The sequence below is a fragment of the Gluconobacter cadivus genome, from assembly GCF_015244745.1.
In the GTDB taxonomy this organism is placed as follows: domain Bacteria; phylum Pseudomonadota; class Alphaproteobacteria; order Acetobacterales; family Acetobacteraceae; genus Gluconobacter; species Gluconobacter cadivus.
In genome coordinates, this window is the sequence record NZ_JABCQI010000003.1 from 232742 (window position 1) to 253131 (window position 20390).

At 61.5% G+C, this 20390-nt stretch carries 19 protein-coding genes; 11 read left to right on the plus strand and 8 right to left on the minus strand.

All coding sequences use genetic code 11. The annotated features are described in order from the left end of the window. Positions 1–125: 125 nt before the first annotated feature. The gene (locus tag HKD28_RS06630; RefSeq protein ID WP_194267633.1) at positions 126–809 is read right to left on the minus strand and encodes a Fe2+-dependent dioxygenase; all 684 of its coding nucleotides are present in this window, start codon (positions 807–809) and stop codon (positions 126–128) included. Between the two features lie 285 nt (positions 810–1094). Between HKD28_RS06630 and HKD28_RS06635 the strand changes: the two genes are divergently transcribed. From HKD28_RS06635 to HKD28_RS06645, 3 genes are read left to right on the plus strand one after another with little or no spacing between them, the layout of a single operon-like run. Then, positions 1095–2267, plus strand: a complete 1173-nt coding sequence (locus HKD28_RS06635; RefSeq protein ID WP_194261940.1) for a TolC family protein — start codon at positions 1095–1097, stop codon at positions 2265–2267. Continuing rightward, positions 2264–3427, plus strand: coding sequence for an efflux RND transporter periplasmic adaptor subunit (locus tag HKD28_RS06640; RefSeq protein WP_194267635.1), 1164 nt, complete (start codon positions 2264–2266; stop codon positions 3425–3427). The genes HKD28_RS06635 and HKD28_RS06640 overlap by 4 nt, the downstream gene beginning before the upstream one ends. Positions 3428–3436: 9 nt before the next feature. Continuing rightward, entirely contained in the window at positions 3437–6514 is a 3078-nt protein-coding gene (locus HKD28_RS06645; RefSeq protein ID WP_194267636.1) for an efflux RND transporter permease subunit, read from the plus strand. 22 nt (positions 6515–6536) lie between these two features. On the opposite strand, the gene HKD28_RS06650 is transcribed toward HKD28_RS06645, so the two are convergent. Then, positions 6537–8468, minus strand: a complete 1932-nt coding sequence (locus tag HKD28_RS06650) for a hypothetical protein (RefSeq protein WP_194267693.1) — start codon at positions 8466–8468, stop codon at positions 6537–6539. Between the two features lie 58 nt (positions 8469–8526). Here HKD28_RS06650 and HKD28_RS06655 point away from each other — a divergent pair, with 58 nt between their 5' ends. Together HKD28_RS06655 and HKD28_RS06660 are read left to right on the plus strand one after the other, a co-directional pair. Continuing rightward, on the plus strand, positions 8527–8685 hold the full coding sequence (locus HKD28_RS06655; protein WP_194267637.1) for a hypothetical protein: 159 nt from the start codon (positions 8527–8529) through the stop codon (positions 8683–8685). Between the two features lie 278 nt (positions 8686–8963). Further along, complete coding sequence (locus tag HKD28_RS06660) at positions 8964–9755, plus strand: deaminated glutathione amidase (RefSeq protein WP_228125386.1); 792 nt, start codon at positions 8964–8966, stop codon at positions 9753–9755. Positions 9756–9789: 34 nt separating this feature from the next. On the opposite strand, the gene hydA is transcribed toward HKD28_RS06660, so the two are convergent. From hydA to HKD28_RS06690, 6 genes are read right to left on the minus strand one after another with little or no spacing between them, the layout of a single operon-like run. Further along, positions 9790–11178: a dihydropyrimidinase gene (gene hydA / locus HKD28_RS06665; RefSeq protein ID WP_194267638.1), complete on the minus strand. Its 1389-nt coding sequence runs from the start codon at positions 11176–11178 to the stop codon at positions 9790–9792. Positions 11179–11208: 30 nt separating this feature from the next. Next, entirely contained in the window at positions 11209–11862 is a 654-nt protein-coding gene (locus tag HKD28_RS06670; RefSeq protein ID WP_228125387.1) for a GntR family transcriptional regulator, read from the minus strand. Continuing rightward, complete coding sequence (locus tag HKD28_RS06675) at positions 11862–12803, minus strand: dihydrodipicolinate synthase family protein (protein WP_194267639.1); 942 nt, start codon at positions 12801–12803, stop codon at positions 11862–11864. Before HKD28_RS06675 ends, HKD28_RS06670 begins: the two co-directional genes overlap by 1 nt. After that, entirely contained in the window at positions 12800–13954 is a 1155-nt protein-coding gene (locus HKD28_RS06680) for an NAD(P)/FAD-dependent oxidoreductase (RefSeq protein ID WP_194267640.1), read from the minus strand. Before HKD28_RS06680 ends, HKD28_RS06675 begins: the two co-directional genes overlap by 4 nt. Beyond that, positions 13951–15372, minus strand: coding sequence for an NAD(P)/FAD-dependent oxidoreductase (locus tag HKD28_RS06685; RefSeq protein WP_194267641.1), 1422 nt, complete (start codon positions 15370–15372; stop codon positions 13951–13953). The genes HKD28_RS06680 and HKD28_RS06685 overlap by 4 nt, the downstream gene beginning before the upstream one ends. Then, a complete protein-coding gene (locus HKD28_RS06690; RefSeq protein WP_194267642.1) occupies positions 15359–15622 on the minus strand; it encodes a (2Fe-2S)-binding protein in 264 nt (87 codons plus the stop codon). The genes HKD28_RS06685 and HKD28_RS06690 overlap by 14 nt, the downstream gene beginning before the upstream one ends. Positions 15623–15749: 127 nt before the next feature. Between HKD28_RS06690 and HKD28_RS06695 the strand changes: the two genes are divergently transcribed. Genes HKD28_RS06695 through HKD28_RS06720 form a run of 6 tightly spaced genes read left to right on the plus strand, consistent with a single transcriptional unit; the run spans position 15750 to position 20371 of the window. Continuing rightward, positions 15750–16550 carry a transporter substrate-binding domain-containing protein gene (locus tag HKD28_RS06695; protein WP_194267643.1) on the plus strand — a complete coding sequence of 267 codons (801 nt, stop codon included), beginning with the start codon at positions 15750–15752 and terminating at the stop codon, positions 16548–16550. Further along, the gene (locus HKD28_RS06700) at positions 16547–17206 is read left to right on the plus strand and encodes an amino acid ABC transporter permease (RefSeq protein ID WP_194267644.1); all 660 of its coding nucleotides are present in this window, start codon (positions 16547–16549) and stop codon (positions 17204–17206) included. Before HKD28_RS06695 ends, HKD28_RS06700 begins: the two co-directional genes overlap by 4 nt. Next, entirely contained in the window at positions 17203–17856 is a 654-nt protein-coding gene (locus tag HKD28_RS06705; protein ID WP_194267645.1) for an amino acid ABC transporter permease, read from the plus strand. Before HKD28_RS06700 ends, HKD28_RS06705 begins: the two co-directional genes overlap by 4 nt. Further along, positions 17843–18616 carry an amino acid ABC transporter ATP-binding protein gene (locus HKD28_RS06710; protein WP_194267646.1) on the plus strand — a complete coding sequence of 258 codons (774 nt, stop codon included), beginning with the start codon at positions 17843–17845 and terminating at the stop codon, positions 18614–18616. The genes HKD28_RS06705 and HKD28_RS06710 overlap by 14 nt, the downstream gene beginning before the upstream one ends. A gap of 14 nt (positions 18617–18630) precedes the next feature. Then, positions 18631–19521 (plus strand): dihydrodipicolinate synthase family protein, encoded by an 891-nt coding sequence (locus HKD28_RS06715; RefSeq protein ID WP_194267647.1) that lies wholly within the window; start codon positions 18631–18633, stop codon positions 19519–19521. Then, on the plus strand, positions 19505–20371 hold the full coding sequence (locus HKD28_RS06720; RefSeq protein WP_235993346.1) for a transporter substrate-binding domain-containing protein: 867 nt from the start codon (positions 19505–19507) through the stop codon (positions 20369–20371). Before HKD28_RS06715 ends, HKD28_RS06720 begins: the two co-directional genes overlap by 17 nt. Positions 20372–20390 lie beyond the last annotated feature (19 nt).

Genomic DNA, 20390 nt, shown 5'->3' on the forward strand with positions numbered 1-20390 from the left:
CAATAAAGATGGTTTTTGTCAGACCGCGTCAGCAATCTGGTCTTCCATAACGCCTCTGATATGCGCTTGAGAACCCGCTTTCCTGTTTTTATATGTGTCGATAACCGGGAATGTTACGGTCGGATTCAGAGTTCCGCCCATTGCCGCAGAAGGTTGTGATAGGTCGAGGTCAGGCCGAGGACGGCAGGGTGGCTGTCCGGCAGGGCTTTGCGGGTTTCGATGATGGAGCAGTCGAAGTCGTAGAGTAGTCTGCGTTTCGTGTCGTCACGTACCATGGACTGGGACCAGAAGAACGAGGCCCAGCGACTGCCGCTGGTGATGCGGTTGACACTGTGCAGGCTGGTCGAGGGATAGAGCACCATATCCCCGGCAGGAAGTTTCACACTCTGGGTGCCGTAAGTGTCCTGAATGACGAGTTCGCCGCCTTCATATTCCTCCGGGCCGGTGAGGAACAGCGTGGAGGACACGTCGGTGCGGATGCGCAGCCCGGTTCCGGGAATGGGGCGGATGGCATTGTCCACATGGGCATCGAAATGCATGCCGGTGTCGTAGCGGTTGAAGAGCGGCGGATAGACGCGCAACGGCAGGGCTGCACTGTTGAATGTCGGATTGCGGCCCAGGGCGCGCAGGACGATTTCCCCAAGTTCCCGGCATTCCGCAGAGTCCTGCGGGATCTGGAGGTTCAGTTTGGCCTGTGCAGACTGTTCTCCGGCGGTGATGCGGCCATCCGTCCATTTGGCCGCTTCCAGTCTGCCGCGGAAATGGCGGACCTGTTCGGGAGTAAGGACGTTCGGAATGTGGATCAGCATAGGTGGCGGGCCTCAAATGAGAATAACTCTTAGCTTGGAGTCATAAGATCGTTTGGGAAGGGGAGCAATTGGCGCTGGAGCCCCGTGCGGCATACGGAACCGGGCAAAAGAGTCGCATTTCCGTCCGTTGACACGTCCTGTCGGTCGGGGGATGAGACGGGAATGGCATTTCATCCCCTTTGCGTTGCGCGATGTGCAGGAGGGTCGCGCAGGCTGTTGGCCAGCGTGGCGGTTCTGACCATAATCTGTGTCGCAGGCGCAGATTATGGCCGTGCCGAAGGGAGTATGGCCGCACCCCTTTCGATGCATGATGCGATTGCTGCGGCCTGGAAAAACGATCCCGTCCGGATCGAGCTTGAGACCAATCAGGAGTCCGCGGATGCGCGGGCGAAGGCGGCGCAGTCCTGGTTTGCGGGCGGCCCGACGCTGAGCGGTGAATATTATGACGACCGTATCAGCGGGGATAATCACGGCTATATCACCTGGCAGGGGGGTGTCTCGGTGCCGCTCTGGCTGCCGGGTCAGGGCACGGCCACCGAGAATGTTGCGAAGGCTGAAGCCAAAACCGCGACCGTTCGTCTGGATGTAGAGCGCATGTCTGTTGCGGTGCGGGTCGTGGATGCGACGGGGGCTGCGATCATGGCGATGCGTCGGCAGACTGCGGCACTGGCGACAGTGTCCGCCTTGCGCCGGATCGAGGCCGATGTGCAGCGGGCCGAGCGTTCGGGCGAAACCGCGATGTCCGACCAGCAGGCTGTGGAGGCCCAGCTCGCTCAGGCCCGGACTGAAGCGGACATGGCCGCCGAGGACATCGAAACCACCGCGAGCCAGTTGCGGACCTTGACCGGCCTGCCCGGTGTGCCGGATATCACGCAGGCGGATGACCACTGGCTGGCGCTGACACGGGCGAATGACGGACGTTGGGTCGAAGACATTGATCCGCGGGTGCGGGCGACGCATCAGGCCGTGATTGCGGCGCAGAATCAGATGAAGCTGGTCCGCAGGAGCTTTATGCCCAACCCCGAAGTGGGCGTCGATGCGATCGATCAGGGGCAGTATGGCAGTCCGTGGGACACGCAGGTGGGTGTTAATCTGCGGGTGCCGCTGCCGAGTGCGGTGACGAATACGCCACAGGAATCCGCCGCCCGGGACCGCATGGCGGCTGCGACACGACAGGAAGTCGAGGCACGCAGGGCCGTGCGGAACGAAATGGCGCAGGTCCGGGCGCGGCTGGTGGCGGCGACCGGCGCGCGTTCCAACGCCCGTATCGAAGCCAGTTCCATGTTGCACCGAGCAGACGGGATGGAGCGGTCCTGGCGGGTCGGTGAGACGCCGCTTATTGAAGCGCTTCGCGCCCGGACGGATGCGTATCGTGCGCTTCTGGATTTGAATCGTGCGGAGATTGCCTGGCATGCGGCCGTTATCCGGATGGGCATTGCTACGGGGACCATTCCATGAGCCGCTTTTCACGTTTTCTGCTTGTTGGAGTGGCTGCATGTGCTGTGGGTTGCGCGCATGCGGTTGAAACGCCGGGCTGGATGCAGCCGCTGACACTGGGGACGCAGGCGCGGGATGCGGAGCGTCTGCGGACCGTGATCGTACGGCAGGGAACCTTGCATGACACGGTCTCGGCGCTGGCTCAGGTGAGCGCGGATCTGTCCCGGACGGTCGTGATCCGTGCGAGCGGCGACGGCAAGGTCACGGCGGTCCGGGTGACACCGGGGCAGACCGTGGAGCCGGGGCAGGCACTTATTGATTACACCGATCATTCGCTGCATGTGCTGCATCTTCAGATGGAGCAGGATCAGGCGGCTCTGGCTTCGGCGAAGGCGACGCTCGGGGAGGCCGAACTGGCTTACCGGCGGGGGCAGGCGCTTGTCGGCAGTACGGTGTCGGTCGGGGAAGTGCGGCGGCGTCAGGCGGCGGTGCAGCAGGCCCGCAGCATGGTTGTGGCGCGGGAAGCAGATATCGGGCTGATCGAGCATCGCCTGACAGAAGAGTTCACTTCCGTGACGGAAAAGATCGTGCAGGACGAGGCCTCCACGCTCATTTCGCCGGTGCGGGGTGTCGTACAGTCCATCCAGACCTCCGTAGCGTCGGATGTGACGCCGGGGCAGGCCGTGGCGACGGTTGTAGATCTGTCGGGCGTGTGGATTGTCGCGGATCTGCGGCCCGACGAGGTATCCCGATTAGGCGTAGGAAGCGTCGTGACGGTACGGCCTTCGGGCAATGCGCGGGCCGAGCCGTTCCGGGCGAAGATTACGACGATCGACGGCGTTGCAGACCCGGTGACGGGGCTGGTCAAGGTCGTCTGTGTCGTGGACCGGCCTGTGGCGTTTTTGAGGCCGGGGGTCATGCTGGATGCGACCCTTGAAACCAGCGAGGCAGTCGAGGGCATGATCGTCCCGGCCGATGCTGTGCAGACGATCGAGGGGCATGACCTTGTTTATGTTCAGACGTCGGAAGGCCAGTATGCGCCGCGCGAAGTCCGGGTCAGGCTGGCTACCGATGAAAGCGCCGTCGTGCAGGGTCCTCTGAAGGTGGGGGACAACGTGGTGACGGAAGGCAGTTTTGCCCTGAAATCCATGTCGCTCGTCAGCGGGCTGGATACGGACTGAGCGGGTTTCATGCTGCGTTTTTTCCAGTCCAACCGTTTTGTCCTGCTGGGGCTGCTCGTCGCGCTGATGATCGGCGGGATTATGACCGTGCCGGGTCTGCCGGTCGAGCCGGTACCGGATATTTCGCCCAAACAGGTCATGGTCTCTGTCACGGCGCCGGGGCTGGCGACGGAAGAGGTCGAGAAGCTCATCACCTTCCCCGTCGAGGCCAGCCTGACCGGAATTCCGGGCGTGACGGATCTGCGGTCCGTGTCGCGGACGGGTGTGTCGGCGGTCTATCTCCAGTTCGATGATGCGACGGATATCGATCTGGATCGGGCGCGGGTGTCGGAACGACTACAGGCGGCGCGGGACAGCATCACGCTTCCGGGCGTGAGTGTGTCTATGGGACCACTTGCGACGGGCATGGGTGAGATCATGCAGCTCCAGATCCGGGGCGGTGGCCTATCGCTGATGGAACTGAACCGGCTCATGACCTGGACGGTCGTGCCGCAGCTTCGGCTGGTGCCGGGCGTGGTGGATGTCAACGTCAATGGCGGGTCGGTCGAGACATATCAGGTGGCGGTTGATCCGGCGCGGATGCGGGCGTTTGGCGTGTCGATCGGCGATATCGTTCAGGCTGTGGACACAAATAACGCCTCGTCAGGTGGGGGCTGGATCGCGCATCATGCCGAACAGAATGTCGTGGTCGGGCGCGCGCTCGTGGGCAGTCTGGCGGATTTCGGCGCCATCCCCGTGAAGTTCGGCACGAATGGTCATGTGATCCGGCTGCGGGACATGGGCGTTGTGTCCGCAGGGCCGCGCACGCGGCTTGGGGCCGTGACGCGGGACGGGCAGGGCGAGGCGGTCATTGGCGTTGTGATGATGCAGACCGGCGCAAGTTCGAATGCGACGCTGGATGCGATCCGGCATGTCCTGCCGACGATCCGCCAGTCCCTGCCGCCGGGTGTCACGCTGGAGCCGTTTTACAGCCGGGCGGATCTGACGGGCCAGACCATCCATACGGTCAAGGAAAACCTGCTGATCGGCGCGGTTTTGGTGCTGTTCGTGCTGGTGGTCGTTCTGGGCGACTGGCGGGCGGCGCTGGTGATCGTGTCCGTCATTCCGGCGTCGCTGGTCGCGGCGATGGCGGGGATGCGGCTGTTTGGCGTGTCGGCCAATTTGCTGAGTCTGGGCGCGATTGATTTCGGGATGATCGTGGACAGTTCGCTCGTCGTGGTGGAGCATATCATGGTCGAGCGCGGCGAGAACCGGGAGGGAAAGCCCTTTGCCGCGCTGACTGCGGATGCGGCGCGCGCCGTGGTGCGACCGGTGAGTTTCGCGATTTTCGTCATCATCATGGTCTATCTGCCGGTGCTCACGCTTCAGGGCATCGAGGGCAAGATGTTCCGGCCGATGGCGCAGACCGTCATCATGGCCCTGCTGGCGTCGCTGGTTTACTGCTTCGTCTGCGTGCCGGTTCTTGCGGCAATGTTGATGCGCAAGGTTCAGGCGGACCGGGAAACCGTATTTGTCCGGACCGTGCGCCGGTATTATGAACCCGCCCTGCGCTGGACCGAGCATCATAGCGGGCGGCTGCTGATCGTCACGGGTGTCGCATTTATTACGGCGGTACTGATCGGCGGACGACTGGGTGGAGAATTCGTTCCGCAGCTTGAAGAGGGCTCGCTGGTCGTGACTTCGACGCGCCTGCCGGGGGCTTCGCTGGAGACGGTGCTGGCCAGCGTGACGGCGGAGGAAAAGATCCTGCGCTCTTTCCCTGAAGTCCGGACGGTTGTGAGCAGCACGGGGACGGCGGCGATCCCGACCGACCCTATGGGGACGAACGAGACCGATACGTTCGTTTTCCTGCGTCCCCATGACGAATGGAAAACGGCGTCCACACAGACGGAACTGGTCACGAAAATCAATGACGCCCTGCAGAAAACCCTGCCGGATGCAGCATATTCGTGGTCACAGCCGATTCAGATGCGGATGGACGATCTGCTCGCCGGGGTCAGGACACAGCTTGCGATTTCGATCTATGGCGATGACCTGTCGGAGCTGAACCGGATTGCCGGACAGGTTGTCACGACGCTGCAAACCGTGCGGGGCGCGGCGGATGTCGCGTTGCAGGGAAGCGGGACGGTGCCGTTCCTGCATATCGACGTGAACCGCGATGCGGCAGCACGGCTCGGGGTCGCTGTGCCGGATATTCTGGCGGTGGTGGAGGCCGTGGGCGGTCATGTGGGCAAGCCCGTGACGGTGCAAGGCGCGATCATTCCGACGCAGGTGCGTCTGCGGGCGGATGCGGTTAGTTCGCCGGACAGGATCGGGCATCTGCAGGTGCGCCGGGCGGATGGGAAGGGCTGGGTTCTGCTGTCACAGGTCGCGGATATCGTGCTGTCGGATGGCGTGCCGCGCATCGACCGGGACAACATCCACCGCCGGGTGATCGTTCAGGCCAATATCCGCGGGCGGGACGTCAGTTCGTTCGTGGCGGCCGCGCAGAAAGCGGTGGTGCAGACTGTGAAACTGCCACAGGGCTACCGGATGGTCTGGGCCGGGCAGTTCCGCAACCTGCAATCGGCGCTGCACCGTCTGTTCATTGTCGTGCCGATCGCGCTGGCGCTGATTTTCCTGCTGCTGGTGGCGGCTCTGGGATCGTTCGGCGCGGCGTCGCTCGTGTTTGCCAACCTGCCGATGGCGGCGACGGGCGGCATTTTCATGCTGGCGCTGCGGGGGCTGCCCTTCAGCATTGCAGCGGGGATCGGGTTCATCGCACTGTTTGGCGTGGCGATCCTGAACGGTGTGGTGCTGGTCAGCCAGATCCGTGTGTTCCGGGAACAGGGACTGGCAGCGGCGGATGCGGCGTTTCAGGCGGCCCGGAGCCGGTTGCGACCGGTTCTGGCGACGGCATCCGTAGCCAGTCTGGGCTTTTTCCCGATGGCGTTTTCGGGGGGATCGGGCGCGGAAGTCGAGCGACCTCTGGCGTCTGTCGTGATTGGAGGGCTGATGTCCTCCACGCTCCTGACGCTGTTTGTGCTGCCGACGCTTTATGCGCGGTTCTTTGGCCGCGACGATCAGGACGCACCGGAGCAGAAGTGAATCTGCCCCGTGCAGGGGGCTCTTACTGGAAGGGCAGATAGCGGAAGTCGAAGAAGATCTGGCTCATGCTGGTATGCGGATCGCCGCCGATGCCGGACCAGATCTGACGTCGGGAATAGGCAAGCTGTGTGCCCGCTTCGACAGTACCGAACTTGCCTTTGAAGAAGCGCCACCAGCCGCCAATCGTGACTTCGGATACGCCGCGTGTGTTGGCGGTGCAGGACAGGGTGGAGAGTTCCTGAAGACAACCAGCGTTGGAATAGGCGGGGTTGCCGTAGCCGTAAGACCCGCCGTTTTCGTTGAAATAGGAATGGCCGACGCGCTGAGTGCCGAAATAGCCGTACACATCAATCCGCGGATTGGGATGCGCGATGATGCCCGCCTGCGCCTGAACGCCGAAGAGTGGATCAGGGCTGCCATTGGCCTTGAGCGTGGCATCGGGCAGAAGCACGGAGCCGTAGCGGTTGATGCCCCAGCCCGCGAGGCCAGCCATACGCAGTTCCAGTTTGCCGGGGATGAGGGGCAGGATCATGGAACCACCCGCTCCTCCGCCGACAGCGGTGTTGTTATGGCCGGTATGGCCCATGGTTACGCGGTCATGGGGGAAGTGCAGGATGCCTTCCATTTCGTAGTGACCCCAGACGGGGTCGTAAGCGACCTTACCAATGACATCCGGGGCGATTTCGTTGGAAAAATTGGTCGTATCATTGGTCAGTCCAACGCCGTTTTCGCCGATCGTGACGGTCGAGCCATTGGGCATCGCAACAGCGCCGTTCGTGTTTGAAAAACCGGTTGTATCATACAGCGTGGCGGGGTTTTCGATGGAAAGGCCGGTCCAGAGGCGGTGATGGAAGAAATCCTTCACGATGCGGACCTGCCATTGCCGGGACCATGTCTGGCCTGCGAGCATGGACGCCTCGATCGTTTCCGGAAGACTTTCCTGTCGCGCGACGATGCCTGCACGGCCCGGAGTCAGGAGGCTCCAGGCCTGACCGCCAAGGAAATGCCAGCCTTCCGTGTTGTCGTCATAGGCGAGATAGGCCTGACGCAGACGGAAGGAGTAGCTGTTGCTTTCGTAAGGGTCAGTCGTGACCGCACCGGCTCCGAAATCGGATTCAAAGAAGCCGGAAATCGTTGATTCCGCATCAATATTGCCGCGTGCCAGCAGGGACAGGCGGCTGTAACGCGCGCCGCCCGTGAAATTGTTGGTGTGATAGCGCGGCTCGTTCGGATACGGCATGTCCTGCCAGTAATTGAACGTGTCCGAAGCGATATGGCGGTTTTCGAGCACAGCGGCGGTATCGACGAAACCACCCAGCATGAGTGTGACGGGGCCAAGATGGAAAACCCCGTGATCGCCAATCGCACCCGCAGACTGTGCGCCAACGGTTTCACGCGGATGAGGGCCGACGCCGTTCTCTGCGAAATGAACCAGAACATCTTCGGCGCGATGCCCCACAACGGCAAGTTCAGATCCTTTGCCGGTGTCTATCAGGTCACGTCCGCTTGGCGAGAGGGACACCCTGTCGCGCCGCGCATGAGCGCCACGCACTGGCTCCGAACCGGAGGCTGCTGTCATTTCACGCTCGGCACCGGAGGTTTCGGATGCTTCAGTCGTTTTGTTGCCGTGATGATGGACGGATGCGGTGATGATGTGCCCGGAATGGTTTTCCTGTGTAGCGATCTGTTCGGCATGGGGGGCGGTGGTGCGGATCGGTGATGCGCCTGAGGCGTGGTGTCGGGCGATTTCTGCTTTCAGGAGGGCCATGTCGTGATTGATGGCGCGCTGTTCTTCCTGCACATGGGCCTGAGCGGCCTGAAGGCGGCTCATTTCCTGTTCCATTTTCGAAACAATATCGTCGTCGGCGCGTGCCTGTGCGCTCAGTGCGAGTGCGCCCAGAGCCGTTCCAAGAAACAGGGATGTGCGTCCCGAATAACGCAGGGACCGCAGCATGTGAAAGGTGAGCAGAATCAAGTAATCCCCCGTGTCAAAAGATGTCAGGAGCATGTGCATGAACACGGGCCTGATAGCTCTTAAAAATATTTTCAGAGGAATGGCAGAAGGCCGGAAACCGCAATGGATGGGCGAGAAAATGACAATATTCTCGGAGGGATCTGACCAACATAACGGAATCGTGAAGTCTTTTTTAAAGATAGGAATGTTGGTCTGAACTGAGGAAAGAAAAAATCAGGATAAATTTTGATAAAACTTGTCTGAAAATTTAAGGAGATAAGCTGATTAATATTATTAATACATTATATTATTCGGAATTTATGTTTTATTTTCCGGAATTTGTTTTAGAATTTATTTTTTCCTGATTCCTGTTTGAGGAATTTGTTCCTGTAATAAAAAGTATCAACCTCCTGCATCTTCACCGTGACGTACGGGTCGGGCATGGTGGGAGCCTAGATGTAGGCGTGTATCCGCTCTTTTGGAAAATGGAATGCGATGATGAAAGTTGCTCTGGGACAGTTTGCTGTTGCGCCGGACTGGGAAACCAACCAGCGGCAATGTCTGGATCTGATCGCGCAGGCAAAGGCGGGCGGCGCTGAACTGTTGCTCCTGCCCGAAGGTATTCTGGCGCAGGACATCAACAATCCGGAGCTTCTGCCTCAGACGGCACAGCCGCTGGATGGCCCGTTCATGGAAGGACTGCGTGCCGCCAGCCAGGGCATTGCCGTGGCGGGATGTGTGAATGTGCCGGACGGGCACGGGCGGTTCTACAACACGCAGTTTGTCCTGCGCGACGGGGCGTTTATCGCGCAGTATCGCAAGCTGCATCTCTATGATGCGTTCAGCATGAAGGAATCCCAGCGGACATCGCCGGGGCTGGAGCTGCCGCCTGTCGTGCAGATCGGTGACATGAAGGTCGGTCTGATGACCTGCTATGATGTGCGCTTCCCGGAACTGGCGCGCCATCTCGCTCTGGCGGGGGCTGAGGCGATATTGTTGCCTGCGGCATGGGTCAGAGGTCCGATGAAGGAACGGCACTGGGAAATCATGGCCGTGGCGCGGGCTCTGGAGAACACCTGTTATGTCGTGGCGGTCGGAGAATGTGGCGCGCGCAACTGCGGCGCCAGCATGGTGGTCGATCCGCTGGGCGTGATTACGCTCGCGTTGGGTGAAGCGCCCGCTCTGGGTTTTGCCACACTGGATCGTGAGCGGATCGCCCATGCGCGGCGCGTACTCCCTGTTTTGGAAAACCGCCGCTTCGCTGATCCGGTTCTGGCCGACCGGTAAGTCGGCCTTCACTCATGAGGCTGGGGCGGAAGCCTCAGTCCCGGCGTGACCTGAGGAAGCGTCCCGTGCCGGGCTGAGCGGTGACGGTGCCGTTGTCCATGGCCAGCACGCCTCTCTGGAACACCTTGACCGGCCATCCCTGAACCTGCCGTCCTTCATAGGGCGTGTAGTCGATATTGCTCTGAAACAGGGCGTTGGTGATCGTGACGGATTTGTTCGGGTCCCACAGGACAAGATCTGCGTCCGAACCCGGAGCAATCGTTCCTTTTTCGGGATAGAGACCATAGCGCTGGGCCGGGGTGGTGGCGGTCAGGCGCACGAAGTCCGTCAGGTCGATTTTTCCGCCGTTGATGGCGGCATCGTAGAAGACCGGAAGGCGTGTTCCGAGGCCCGGCATACCATTGGGAATCAGCGAGAAATCCGCATCCCGGCCGTGGCGCCCCTTACCGACGGCTCCATCGAACGTATAGCCGCAGTGATCCGAAGAAATGATGCTGATGACACCGTTGCGAAGATACTGCCACATGCCGTCCTGAGCGGCTTTCGTGCGCAGAGGCGGGCTGCAGATATATTTCGTCCCGTCAAAACCGTCCCGCTTGAGGTCGTCTTCCGTCAGGGTCAGGTAATGCGGACAGGTTTCCGCCACGACCTTCACATCCCGGGACTGTGCGCGGGCGATCTCTTCGGCGACGTCGGGGCAGGAGACGTGAAAGATCTGGATCTTCTGGTCAACCAGTTCGCTCATTGTCATGGCGCGATATGTGGCTTCACGTTCTACGGCAGGCGGGCGCGAGGTTGCGTGTCCGTGCGGCTCGGTGCGGCCCTCTGCAAGATGCTGCAGGATCAGGTGACGGATGGCGTCATAGTTCTCGCAGTGGACGGATACGATGATGTCGCTTTTGCGGGCCGCTTCCAGAACCTGAAGAAACTGGCCGTCCGTCAGATGGAAATCGTCATAGGTCATGAAGACCTTCAATCCTGCCGCGCCACGCTCGGCCACGACGGGAATGTCGTCGCGGATGGTCTGTTCGTCAGTGCGGGTGATGATCTGGTGGATGGCGAAATCAATGCGGGAATTGGCGCCTTTTTCGCGATAGGCGTCGAACTGCTCCACAAGGCCCCGGCCGGGGACGTGGGACGCGAAGCAGACGACCGTTGTGGTGCCGCCCAGGAGTGCCGATCCGGTGGCGGAGACGAAATCGTCTTCATGGATCGTGCCGTCGGCTTCTTCCTGTTCGATATGACAATGACCGTCAATTCCGCCTGGCAATACGAGCAGGCCGGTGGCATCAATCGTCTCATGGCCTTTCAGGTCGAAACCGATATCGACGATCTTTGAGCCGTTTATTCCGATATCGGCAGTATATTTATCCGTGGCGGTCACGATCATGCCGTTGCGGATAACGATGTCAAAAGTCGTCATGACGGTTTCTCCTGAAATGGGCAGGGGTGGTCAGCCGCCCCTGAGAATGTCCATGCAGTCTGTCGCGACATTGCGCAGATGCATGACCATGGCGTCGCGCGCGCCGGTGCTGTCGCCGTCGAGCAGCGCGTCCAGAATGGCCAGATGTTCGCGCGTGGATGCGGGAACACGTCCGAGCGGGTAGCTGACTTCACACAGGCGCGTCAGGGTCCGCAGTTCGTTGATGGAACGGAGCAGGACCGTGTTGCCCGAGACTTTGGGAAACATCAGATGGATGCGGTCGTCGAGTTGCCACTGCGCGGCGGTCTGTTCGGGTGTCTCGCCAAGTTCGATGACTTCGCGGCGGAGATTTTCCAGCACTTTGCGATCAAGCCTGTCGAATGACAGGTTGATGGCCTCGCTTTCAAGGATCTCACGGATATGGATGCCCTGAAAGAATTCGGTAGCCGAGACGTTCCGCACTGCAAACGAGCGCGAGCCCTGCTTGACCAGAAGATCCTCGGCGGCGAGTCGCATCAGGGCCTCGCGAACGGGCGTGCGCGAGATTTCGAGATGATCCGCCAAGCGCCCCTCCACGACGGACATTCCGCCGGGGAGTTCTTTTTCAAGGATCATGCGCCGGATCTGTGTATAGGCCAGTTCCGCGAGATTCAGCTCGCGTTCGGCCACCATATAATCGCCCATTACGGTCCTTCCAGTGCCATTGCATCGTGCAAGGCTGCTGACAGCTCCTGCCATTCTTCGGGGGCGATGATATCAGAAGCCTTGCGGGTGCGGCAGGAGGGCCATTTGCCCTGCATGACCAGACAGGCCTTCAGACGCAGCGTAGCCCGGCCCGAGGGCGCACGACCGTAAATCAGGTTCGCCAGCGGCTGGATGGCGTCATGGACCCGGCGCGCAGCGGGCAGGTCGTCATTCTGCATCGCGCGCCACAATTTGGCGAGCGCCACGGGGAGGATGGCCGCGAGGCTGACGAGGCTGCCGGTCGTTCCAATGGCGAAGCAGGGCAGGAGGTGTTCGTCTCCCGACGCCATGACGTCTACATGCGGGGCCACGCGCGCGGCCAGCCTGCGGTGTTTGTCATAGGCGTTGGTTTCCCAGCTTCCTTCCTTGATGGCGACGATGCCGGGGAGCCTGAGCAGGCTTTCCAGAATGGGAAGGGAATAGGCCATGCCGCCGCTGCCGACGGAAGATTGATACAGCATGATCGGGGCATCGACGGCCTCGCAGATCGCGGCGTGATGGGCGATGATGGCGTCGTGATCCTGTGAGACTGCCCATGAAAACGGCGGGAACACGAGCAGCGCGTCCGCTCCGGCCGCGATGGCATCACGGGCATGAAGACAGGCTTCGTCGAGGTCTTCGGACAGGATGCCCGAGACGATGATGCGGTCTTTGCCGATGGTGTTGGCGGCCAGTTCCACGACGCGGCGCTTTTCCTCGCGGGTCAGGAGATGGTTCTCGCCCGCATGACCGTTGCACAGGATGCCCACGATGCCGTCGGCACGGGTGCAGTCCGACAGATGCTGTATGAAGCGTGCCTCATCCAGCGTTCCGTCTTCCAGAAAGGGCACCAGTGTTGCGGCATATACGCCCCGGAATGGCGTGAGGGAGGCGGGGATCATGGGTGTGTTCCAGTGGCGGGAAGGGAGGAGAAGCGGGTGGGGTCGAACGCGCCCAGATCCGGGTCGCCGCCCAGAATGCGCTCGGCAAGCAGGCGGCCCATATATGGCCCGCTCGTAAATCCGGAATGGACACATCCGACAACGAAAGCATCGTCATCCGGTGTCAGCGCACCGATCAGGGGCATGGCATCTGGTGTTTCGGATTCGAGACCGAGCCAGACGCGCAGGATCTGCGCTTCGTTGAGGCGTGGGACGACATGCTGGGCCAGACGGACATTGCCGCGCAGGTTTTCGGGAATGACGCGGGTGCCGCCCTGATGGATGTTGCCCTCGCCCTGCCAGCCGCCACCGATCAGCACGCTGCCATTGGCAAACTGCTTGAGGGACAGAAGGCCATTGGCAATGCTCAGCACGCTCCTCATGACGGGCGGCAGCGTTTCCGTGACGACAAGTTGGTTGATGAGGCAGCGGATTGGAATGTCATATCCGAGCCAGCCCAGCATCTTTTCCAGCCAGGCTCCGGTGCTGAGCACGATCCTGCGGCCCCGTACGGGGTGCGCGCGGCCGGTCATCTGAACGTCGTAGCCTCCGCCCGTAACGGGGCAGATGCCCTCAACCGGACTGTTCTCGATGATCGTGACCCCGGCCTGCCTGAGGGCGCGGGCATAGGCCCCGCCGACGCGATAGGTCGGGATATGGCCGTCCAGCGCGCAGTAGGCGGCGGCGCGGAGGGTCGGGTTTACGCCGGGTTCGATCCTGATGGCCTCTTGGGCTGACAGGACTTCAATCGGCGCACCCATCTCCTGCCGGACATGCGCGCGCTGGCGCAGAAGCTCCTCTTCGGCTTCGGTAAACGCCATGGACAGGCCGGGTGTGGCGAGGGCGCCGACGTCTTCTCCGAGCCACTCAGCGCTGTCGAGCCACATCTCGCGGCCACGGATGGCGTGGGGAATGAGCTGGGCTCGGGTCATGTGCAGGGTCAGGGTGCCAGCATTGACACCGGATGCCGCCCGGAACATGTCCTCCCGGTCGATCAGGGCGACCTTCTGGCCAGCGCGGGCAAGAAAAAGCGCAGTTGTGGCGCCCATGACGCCCGCCCCCACGACGACCGTATCAAAGACATCCGGTCTGCTGTGCAGCGCCTGAGTCATAGGGGAGCTGCCTTCGGAAGGGGAATATCGGAATAGGTGAAATCTCCGGTCACGGCTGTGAGCGGGAGGGGGAAGAAGGGCATTCGCGCTGTGAAGCTGCCTGCTTCTTCGGGGGTTTTGCCGCAGGCCGCCGCGAGCAGGCCGCGGGCGCTGTCCTCACACATGCGGCCCTGACACGGGCCCATGCCACAGCGTGTCCAGGCTTTGAGCTGGTTCAGGTCTTCGGCTCCGGCCTGAATGGCGGAACGCAGGGTCGCGGCTTTCACGCGTTCGCAGCGGCAGACGATGGTGTCGTCCTGAAGATGGGCGGGAATGGCGCTGCCGGCGTTCATCAGAGGCAGCATCCGGCGCGAAACGGCCTCAAGACGACGGCGCTGACGGAGAGGCGTGCGTGTCAGGGTTTCATAAGTCTCCGTGGAGATTACACCCCGGTCATGGGCGATGGCATGAGCCGTGATCAGGCCCCGTAGACGGGCCACGGCCATACCCCGGACTCCGGCAGCGTCCCCCGTGACATAAAGATCGGGGCGGCTGGTGCGGCCTGCGTTGTCCGTTACGGGTTCGAGATAGCCGCCGATCGGATCGTAACGGTGGTGAACGCCTGCCGTGCGGGTGATGAGAGTCGAGGGTTTGAGGCCATATCCGCAGGCCGCCGCGTCGGCCGCATAGAGGTGGCGGCGTTCGGGATGATCCATTTCGGTAACGGTCAGAAGCAGGCCGGCCTCCGTTTCCTGCGCTTCCGAAATATGGGCGCGATGATGGATCGGGATGCCAGCCTTTCTGAGGCGCAGCATCCAGCTTGTGGCCTGCGTCAGGCGTGCCGGGTCGAGCGACAGCATGGCACCAAGACGCAGCCAGTCCGAACGATGACCGGCATCCACGATAGCCACGACCCGGCCGCCCAGTTCAAGAACCTGATGGGCGACGGAGAACAGGAGCGGCCCCGAACCCGCGACCACGACACTCTGGCCGGGCAGGGTGCCGCCGTTGCGCATCAGGATGCTGGCGCCCGCAAGACCGATGATGCGCGGAGTCGTCCAGCCCTGAAATGGCAGAAAACGTTCGGTGGCACCATTGGCGACGACAAGCGTTGCGGCCGGGAGTTGGTCGATGCCGTCCGGTCCGAGCAGGTCGAGCGTTAGTGTGGGCGACACGCCCCAGACGCGGGTGGAAAACCGGACATCCACGCTGGATGCGGCCAGTTTCTGGCGCAGAGTGTCGCCGCCGGAAAATTCGTGATTGGGCGGCACGACCCGACGTGCATAAGGTGAGGGGGCGCGGAAGATCTGGCCGCCTGCGACAGGCTGTTCGTCGATCAGGGTGACCGGGAAGCCATGTCGGGACAGGGCGATGGCAGAGGTCGCACCGGCAATGCCGCCACCGATGACGGTTACGGGAGAAAAATCAGGACTGGACATAGGGCGTGACGGTCATGTTCGGGAGGACGGGAGCTTTGCAGGCATAGGCGACGGCGCCGTCGATGCGGACGCGGCATTCCTGACAGCTTCCCATGAAGCAGAACGCTCCACGGGGTGTTCCATCGACGCCTGACCGGCCGAGTTCCGTAATTCCGGCGCGTCTGAGGGCTGCTGCAACCGGTTCTCCCTCGACCCCTTCGACGGTGTTGTTCAGGAAGGTGAAGGTTACAGGAGGCATCTTGTTTCCCATCAGGATCGGTCCGGAGAAGAAATTTCTTTTAAAGGGTTTTCTATCGTATACAGAACGTATATCTGGATTAGATCAGTGATCGGGTCACCGCAACCCCAAAGTCGCACAACATGCAGGGAAACCTTTCTTGAGAGCGATCCGGAACAGTCTTCTGCTGGGGGTCTGTGCTGCATCCGTCGTCCTGTGGGGCGGTGGCGTGCAGGCGAGGGACAGTGCCGCCATCCGGGCGAGCGGGCACATCAATATCGGTGTGGAGTCCGGACTGCCCCCGCTTGGGGAATATGACGATCACAACGAACTTGTGGGATATGATGTCGATATCGGTCGGGCGATTGCGCAGGGTCTGGGTGTTGAGCCGCGCTTTGTGACGCTCGCTTCCAGCGGTCGCATTCCCTATCTGATGGCCGGGAAAGTCGACATCGTTCTGGGCGGTCTGACGCGGACGCCTGTACGGGCGGATGTCATTGCATTTTCGCGGCCACTTTATTCCGAGCAGTTTGCGGTTATTGCTCCCGAAGATCGGGGTATCACGTCTTTCGCGGATCTTGAATCGGGCGCACACCGCTTGATTGAGGTGCGTGGGTCAACGGCGGTTGCGTATCTGCAACAGCATGTTCCCAAGGCGCCGATGCTGCTGCTTGAGAGCTATGCCGATGCCATTCGTGCGCTGGCGCAGGGGCGTGGCGATGCGATGGTGGATGTCATCGAATATGTCGGACACTACCTGCCGTCGCAGCCTCAGGTACACTGGCGGATTATCCGGGGATTTGCGCCGCCCGTGGGGGATGACTGCATTGGGATGTCACAGCAGGACGTGGCCCTGCGTGCGGATGTGAATCGTATCCTTGACGGGATGGAGCGCGACGGACGTCTGGAGCAGATCCATCGTCGCTGGTTCGATCCCGCTGGTGCAGGGCACGCGCCATGACGAGGTTGGATTTCCGTCCCGTTTTCGCGCATCTCCCGTTTCTTCTGGGCGGTGTCGGGGTGACAATCCTGATCGCGACGCTGGCCTTTGTGTTCGGACTGTCGCTCGCGGTCGCACTCGCTGTTCTGCGGTTTGAAAATCAGGGCGCGTGGCGCAGGCTCAGTCGCAGCTACAGCACGGCCCTGACCAACACGCCGCAGCTCTCTCAGATTTTTGCTGTGTTTTACTGTCTGCCGCTGATGGGGCTGATGGTCTCGCCGTTTTTGTCAGTCGTGATCGGCATGACGCTCAATGCGGCGGCCTATCTGGCGGATATCCTCGGAGCGGGCATGGCGCGGGTACCTCCTGTCTATCATGAAGTTGCGCTGACGCTGGGGTTGAACCGGCGTCAGACCTATCTGCGGGTTATCCTGCCCTATGCGGGGCGTGCAATGTTTCCGGCGCTGGCCAACCATTTTCAGATCATGATTTTGGGTAGTGCCATGGCGTCCATTTTCGGCGTCGAGGATCTGACGGGCCGCGCTTATGATATCGGATCGACAACGTTCCGCATCCTTGAAGTTATGCTCGTGACGGGCGGATTGTATGCCCTGCTCTCTTTCGCGCTGACGGGCGTGTTTGCGCTGTTCCGCCGCACGATGGAGCGGATGGTATGATCGCATTCTCGCAGTATGACATCACCCTTCTGCTTCAGGCGATGGCCCGGACGGTCGTGCTGTCGCTGGGCGGCGGCATTCTCGGGATTGCGGGCGCCATCATCCTCACGGCGCTTCGCCTGTCCGAAATACGGGTCATGATACCGCTGCGGGTTCTGGCGGTGGTGTATGTTCAGACCATCCGGCGCATTCCGTTCATCGTGACGTTGTATATCGTCTTTTTCTGCACGGGCATGATGGGCTTGGATGTGTCGGCAACTGTTGTTGCGATTGGCTCCATTGGTCTGATTGCTGCGGCCTATCTCTGCGAAATCCTGCATGGCGGGGTCAAAACGGTTCCGGTGGAGCAGGTCGAAGCCGCACTGGTCCTGAACCTGCCGCTTTGGGCGCGGTGGCGGTATGTGATCGGGCCGCAGGCGATGTCCGCTGTTGTGCCGCCCGCGGTGGGGTATCTGGTGCTGTTCATCAAGGACACGGCGCTGGCCTCCCAGATCGGAGTTGTGGAGCTGAGCCAGGCTGGGGTGATCCTGACCAATCGCGGCCTGCCCTCAACGCAGGTCTTCTGTGTGGTTCTGCTGCTCTATTTCGCGATTTCCTATCCCCTGACCTGCCTGAGCCGCCTGCTGGAGAAACGTATTGCCGTACATTGATGTCCGGGACGTCTGCGTCCGCCACGGGAAAAACGAAACCCTGCGTCACGCTGGATTTGAGGCCGAACGCGGGGACATCGTGAGTTTCATCGGGCCGTCCGGTTCCGGGAAAACCACGTTTTTGCGGACGCTGATCGGGCTTCAGCCGGTCTGGCAGGGGCAGATGGGCGTGAACGGGCGCATTGTGGACATGGCCGCGCCTGCCTCTGCGCGCATTCTGCGGGAGCAGGCTGCGATTGTGTTCCAGCAATACGGACTGTTCGGTCATATGTCGGTTCTGCGGAACCTGACGCTGGCGCCGACGGTCGTGGCGAAGCGTTCGCGTCGGGAGGCCGAGCACGAAGCGCGCGCGCTGCTGGAGCGTCTGGGGCTGGCGGACAAGGCGGACGTGCTGCCAGCCGATCTGTCGGGCGGCCAGAAACAGCGTGTGGCGATTGCACGCGCGCTCATGCTTCGCCCGGCGCTGCTTCTGCTCGATGAGCCGACATCGGCGCTCGATCCGCACAAGGTGCGTGATGTCGGCGTGCTGCTGCGCGATCTGGCGCAGGACGGCATGACCATCATTCAGGTTTCCCACGCGATGGGTGTCGTCTCATCGCTGTCGGACAGGATCGTTCTTCTGGAAGACGGTCAGGTCAGAGCCGTCGGAACGGGGTGCGGGGATGCGGCGCAACAGCCCGATATTGCGGCGTTCATGAATACCCATGGCGGTGATGCCGCCACGGACCCGGCCGGATCGCGGTCGGACCCGGAACATTGAGGAAGGAAAGACCCATGAAGTTTCGTGGCACATATACCGTCATGATCACGCCTTATGACAGCGAAGGACGCGTTGACGTTCCGGGGCTGCGGCGCTTCACCGACTGGCAGATCGCACAGGGCATCGCAGGTCTGATCCCGCTGGGTTCAACCGGCGAGTTCCTGTCGCTGACGGATGACGAACGCACACTGGTTGCACAGACCGTCATCGAGCAGGCTGCAGGCCGCGTTCCGGTGTTCATCGGAACAGGTGCGGAAAACACCTATGACGTGATCCGCTACAGCCAGGAGGCCGAAAAGCTCGGGGCTGATGGCGTCATGATCATCCCGCCGTTCTATTCCACGCCAACGGATGACGAACTGTTCGTTCATTATCGCCGGGTGTCGGATGCGATTGGGCTGCCGATCATGCTCTACAACAACCCGGCCACGGCGAATGTGGATCTGAAGCCGGAACTCGTGGCGCGTCTGTCCCATATCGACAACTGCTGCCTGATCAAGGAATCCACGATGGATGTAACCCGCGTGCGGGACATCATTCGTCTGTGTGGCGACCGGCTTTCGGTCTTTGGCGGCATCATGGGCTTTGAGAGCTTTCTTGAAGGCGCCATCGGGTGGGTCGCAGTGGCCTCCAACGTGGCGCCGCATGTCATGAGTGAGATTTTTAATCTCTGTGACGGTTACAAGGACATCGGAAAGGCGCGGGAGATGTATTTCCGCCATGTGCCGCTGATCCAGTTCGTGGGCGGGCAGGGGTATGTCTCGGGAACGAAAGCTCTGCTGAAGCACATGGGCTTCGATGTCGGTGGTCCGCGCGCGCCGCGTCTGCCGCTGCCGGAAGCGGATGATGCCCGCGCTCTTCAGATCGTCCGCGATCTGGACCTCCGGTTTGAAGAAAGCGTCTGATATGGGGGGCGGTCCTGTGTCAGGTCTGATCCGGGGAGCGGGGTTGCTCTGTGCGGTCCTGGCTTTCGGGGCGCAGGCGGCACCGTGTCCGCAGGCTGTTGAGGGGCTGATCTCTCCGCCGCATCTGGTCATGGCGACCAACCCGACGCTGCCGCCTCTGCAATATGTGACGGTGGACGGGCAGATCGCCGGAATGCGGATCGAACTCGGCAACGAAATCGCCCGCAGGCTCTGTCTGACGCCGGTCACGCTCTCGACGTCCTTTGCGCAGCTCACACTCGGGCTGCTCGAAAAACGGTGGGACGTCATCAATACGGGGATGTTCTACACTGCCCAGCGGGCGCGGCTGATGGAGATGATCCCCTACGAAATCCAGGCGATCAGCGTGTCTCTCAACGATGATTCCGCGCTGCATCCCGCACGACTTGAGGATCTGTCCGGCTCTTCGATCGGGGTCGAGATGGGTGGAATAGAAGAACACCATGCCCGCGAGGCCGATCAGGCCCTGCGGAATGCCGGACGGCCGGGCTTTGATATCAAGACGTTCCAGAACGTGGGCATCGCCTTTGCGGCCCTGCGCGCGCGGCAGGTGACGGCGGTGTTTTCCATTGATGCGGTCGCACGGCGCAACGCTCTTCAGGGTGGCGTGAAGCCTGTTCTGAAAGGGCTGTATCCCACGCCCGTTGCTCTGGCACTGCGGGACCCGGCTCTGGCGCAGCGTCTGGCGGATGTTCTGGAAGCCATGCGTGAGGACGGAACGCTGGAGCGGCTTATGGCGCCTTATGGCGTCGTACCCTTTCCCGGACGGATTGTGGTTTCAGGACCGTCCCATCCGTCCGACATGCACTGATACGACACACAAACACGAT

What these genes read in the sequence shown, in the direction of transcription:
- HKD28_RS06630 (WP_194267633.1), bottom strand. Translation starts at nt 809, where the DNA reads ATGCTGATCCACATTCCGAACGTCCTTACTCCCGAACAGGTCCGCCAT.
- HKD28_RS06635 (WP_194261940.1), top strand. Translation starts at nt 1,095, where the DNA reads ATGGCCGCACCCCTTTCGATGCATGATGCGATTGCTGCGGCCTGGAAA.
- HKD28_RS06640 (WP_194267635.1), top strand. Translation starts at nt 2,264, where the DNA reads ATGAGCCGCTTTTCACGTTTTCTGCTTGTTGGAGTGGCTGCATGTGCT.
- HKD28_RS06645 (WP_194267636.1), top strand. Translation starts at nt 3,437, where the DNA reads ATGCTGCGTTTTTTCCAGTCCAACCGTTTTGTCCTGCTGGGGCTGCTC.
- HKD28_RS06650 (WP_194267693.1), bottom strand. Translation starts at nt 8,468, where the DNA reads ATGCTGCGGTCCCTGCGTTATTCGGGACGCACATCCCTGTTTCTTGGA.
- HKD28_RS06655 (WP_194267637.1), top strand. Translation starts at nt 8,527, where the DNA reads ATGAACACGGGCCTGATAGCTCTTAAAAATATTTTCAGAGGAATGGCA.
- HKD28_RS06660 (WP_228125386.1), top strand. Translation starts at nt 8,964, where the DNA reads ATGATGAAAGTTGCTCTGGGACAGTTTGCTGTTGCGCCGGACTGGGAA.
- hydA (WP_194267638.1), bottom strand. Translation starts at nt 11,178, where the DNA reads ATGACGACTTTTGACATCGTTATCCGCAACGGCATGATCGTGACCGCC.
- HKD28_RS06670 (WP_228125387.1), bottom strand. Translation starts at nt 11,862, where the DNA reads ATGGGCGATTATATGGTGGCCGAACGCGAGCTGAATCTCGCGGAACTG.
- HKD28_RS06675 (WP_194267639.1), bottom strand. Translation starts at nt 12,803, where the DNA reads ATGATCCCCGCCTCCCTCACGCCATTCCGGGGCGTATATGCCGCAACA.
- HKD28_RS06680 (WP_194267640.1), bottom strand. Translation starts at nt 13,954, where the DNA reads ATGACTCAGGCGCTGCACAGCAGACCGGATGTCTTTGATACGGTCGTC.
- HKD28_RS06685 (WP_194267641.1), bottom strand. Translation starts at nt 15,372, where the DNA reads ATGTCCAGTCCTGATTTTTCTCCCGTAACCGTCATCGGTGGCGGCATT.
- HKD28_RS06690 (WP_194267642.1), bottom strand. Translation starts at nt 15,622, where the DNA reads ATGGGAAACAAGATGCCTCCTGTAACCTTCACCTTCCTGAACAACACC.
- HKD28_RS06700 (WP_194267644.1), top strand. Translation starts at nt 16,547, where the DNA reads ATGACGAGGTTGGATTTCCGTCCCGTTTTCGCGCATCTCCCGTTTCTT.
- HKD28_RS06705 (WP_194267645.1), top strand. Translation starts at nt 17,203, where the DNA reads ATGATCGCATTCTCGCAGTATGACATCACCCTTCTGCTTCAGGCGATG.
- HKD28_RS06715 (WP_194267647.1), top strand. Translation starts at nt 18,631, where the DNA reads ATGAAGTTTCGTGGCACATATACCGTCATGATCACGCCTTATGACAGC.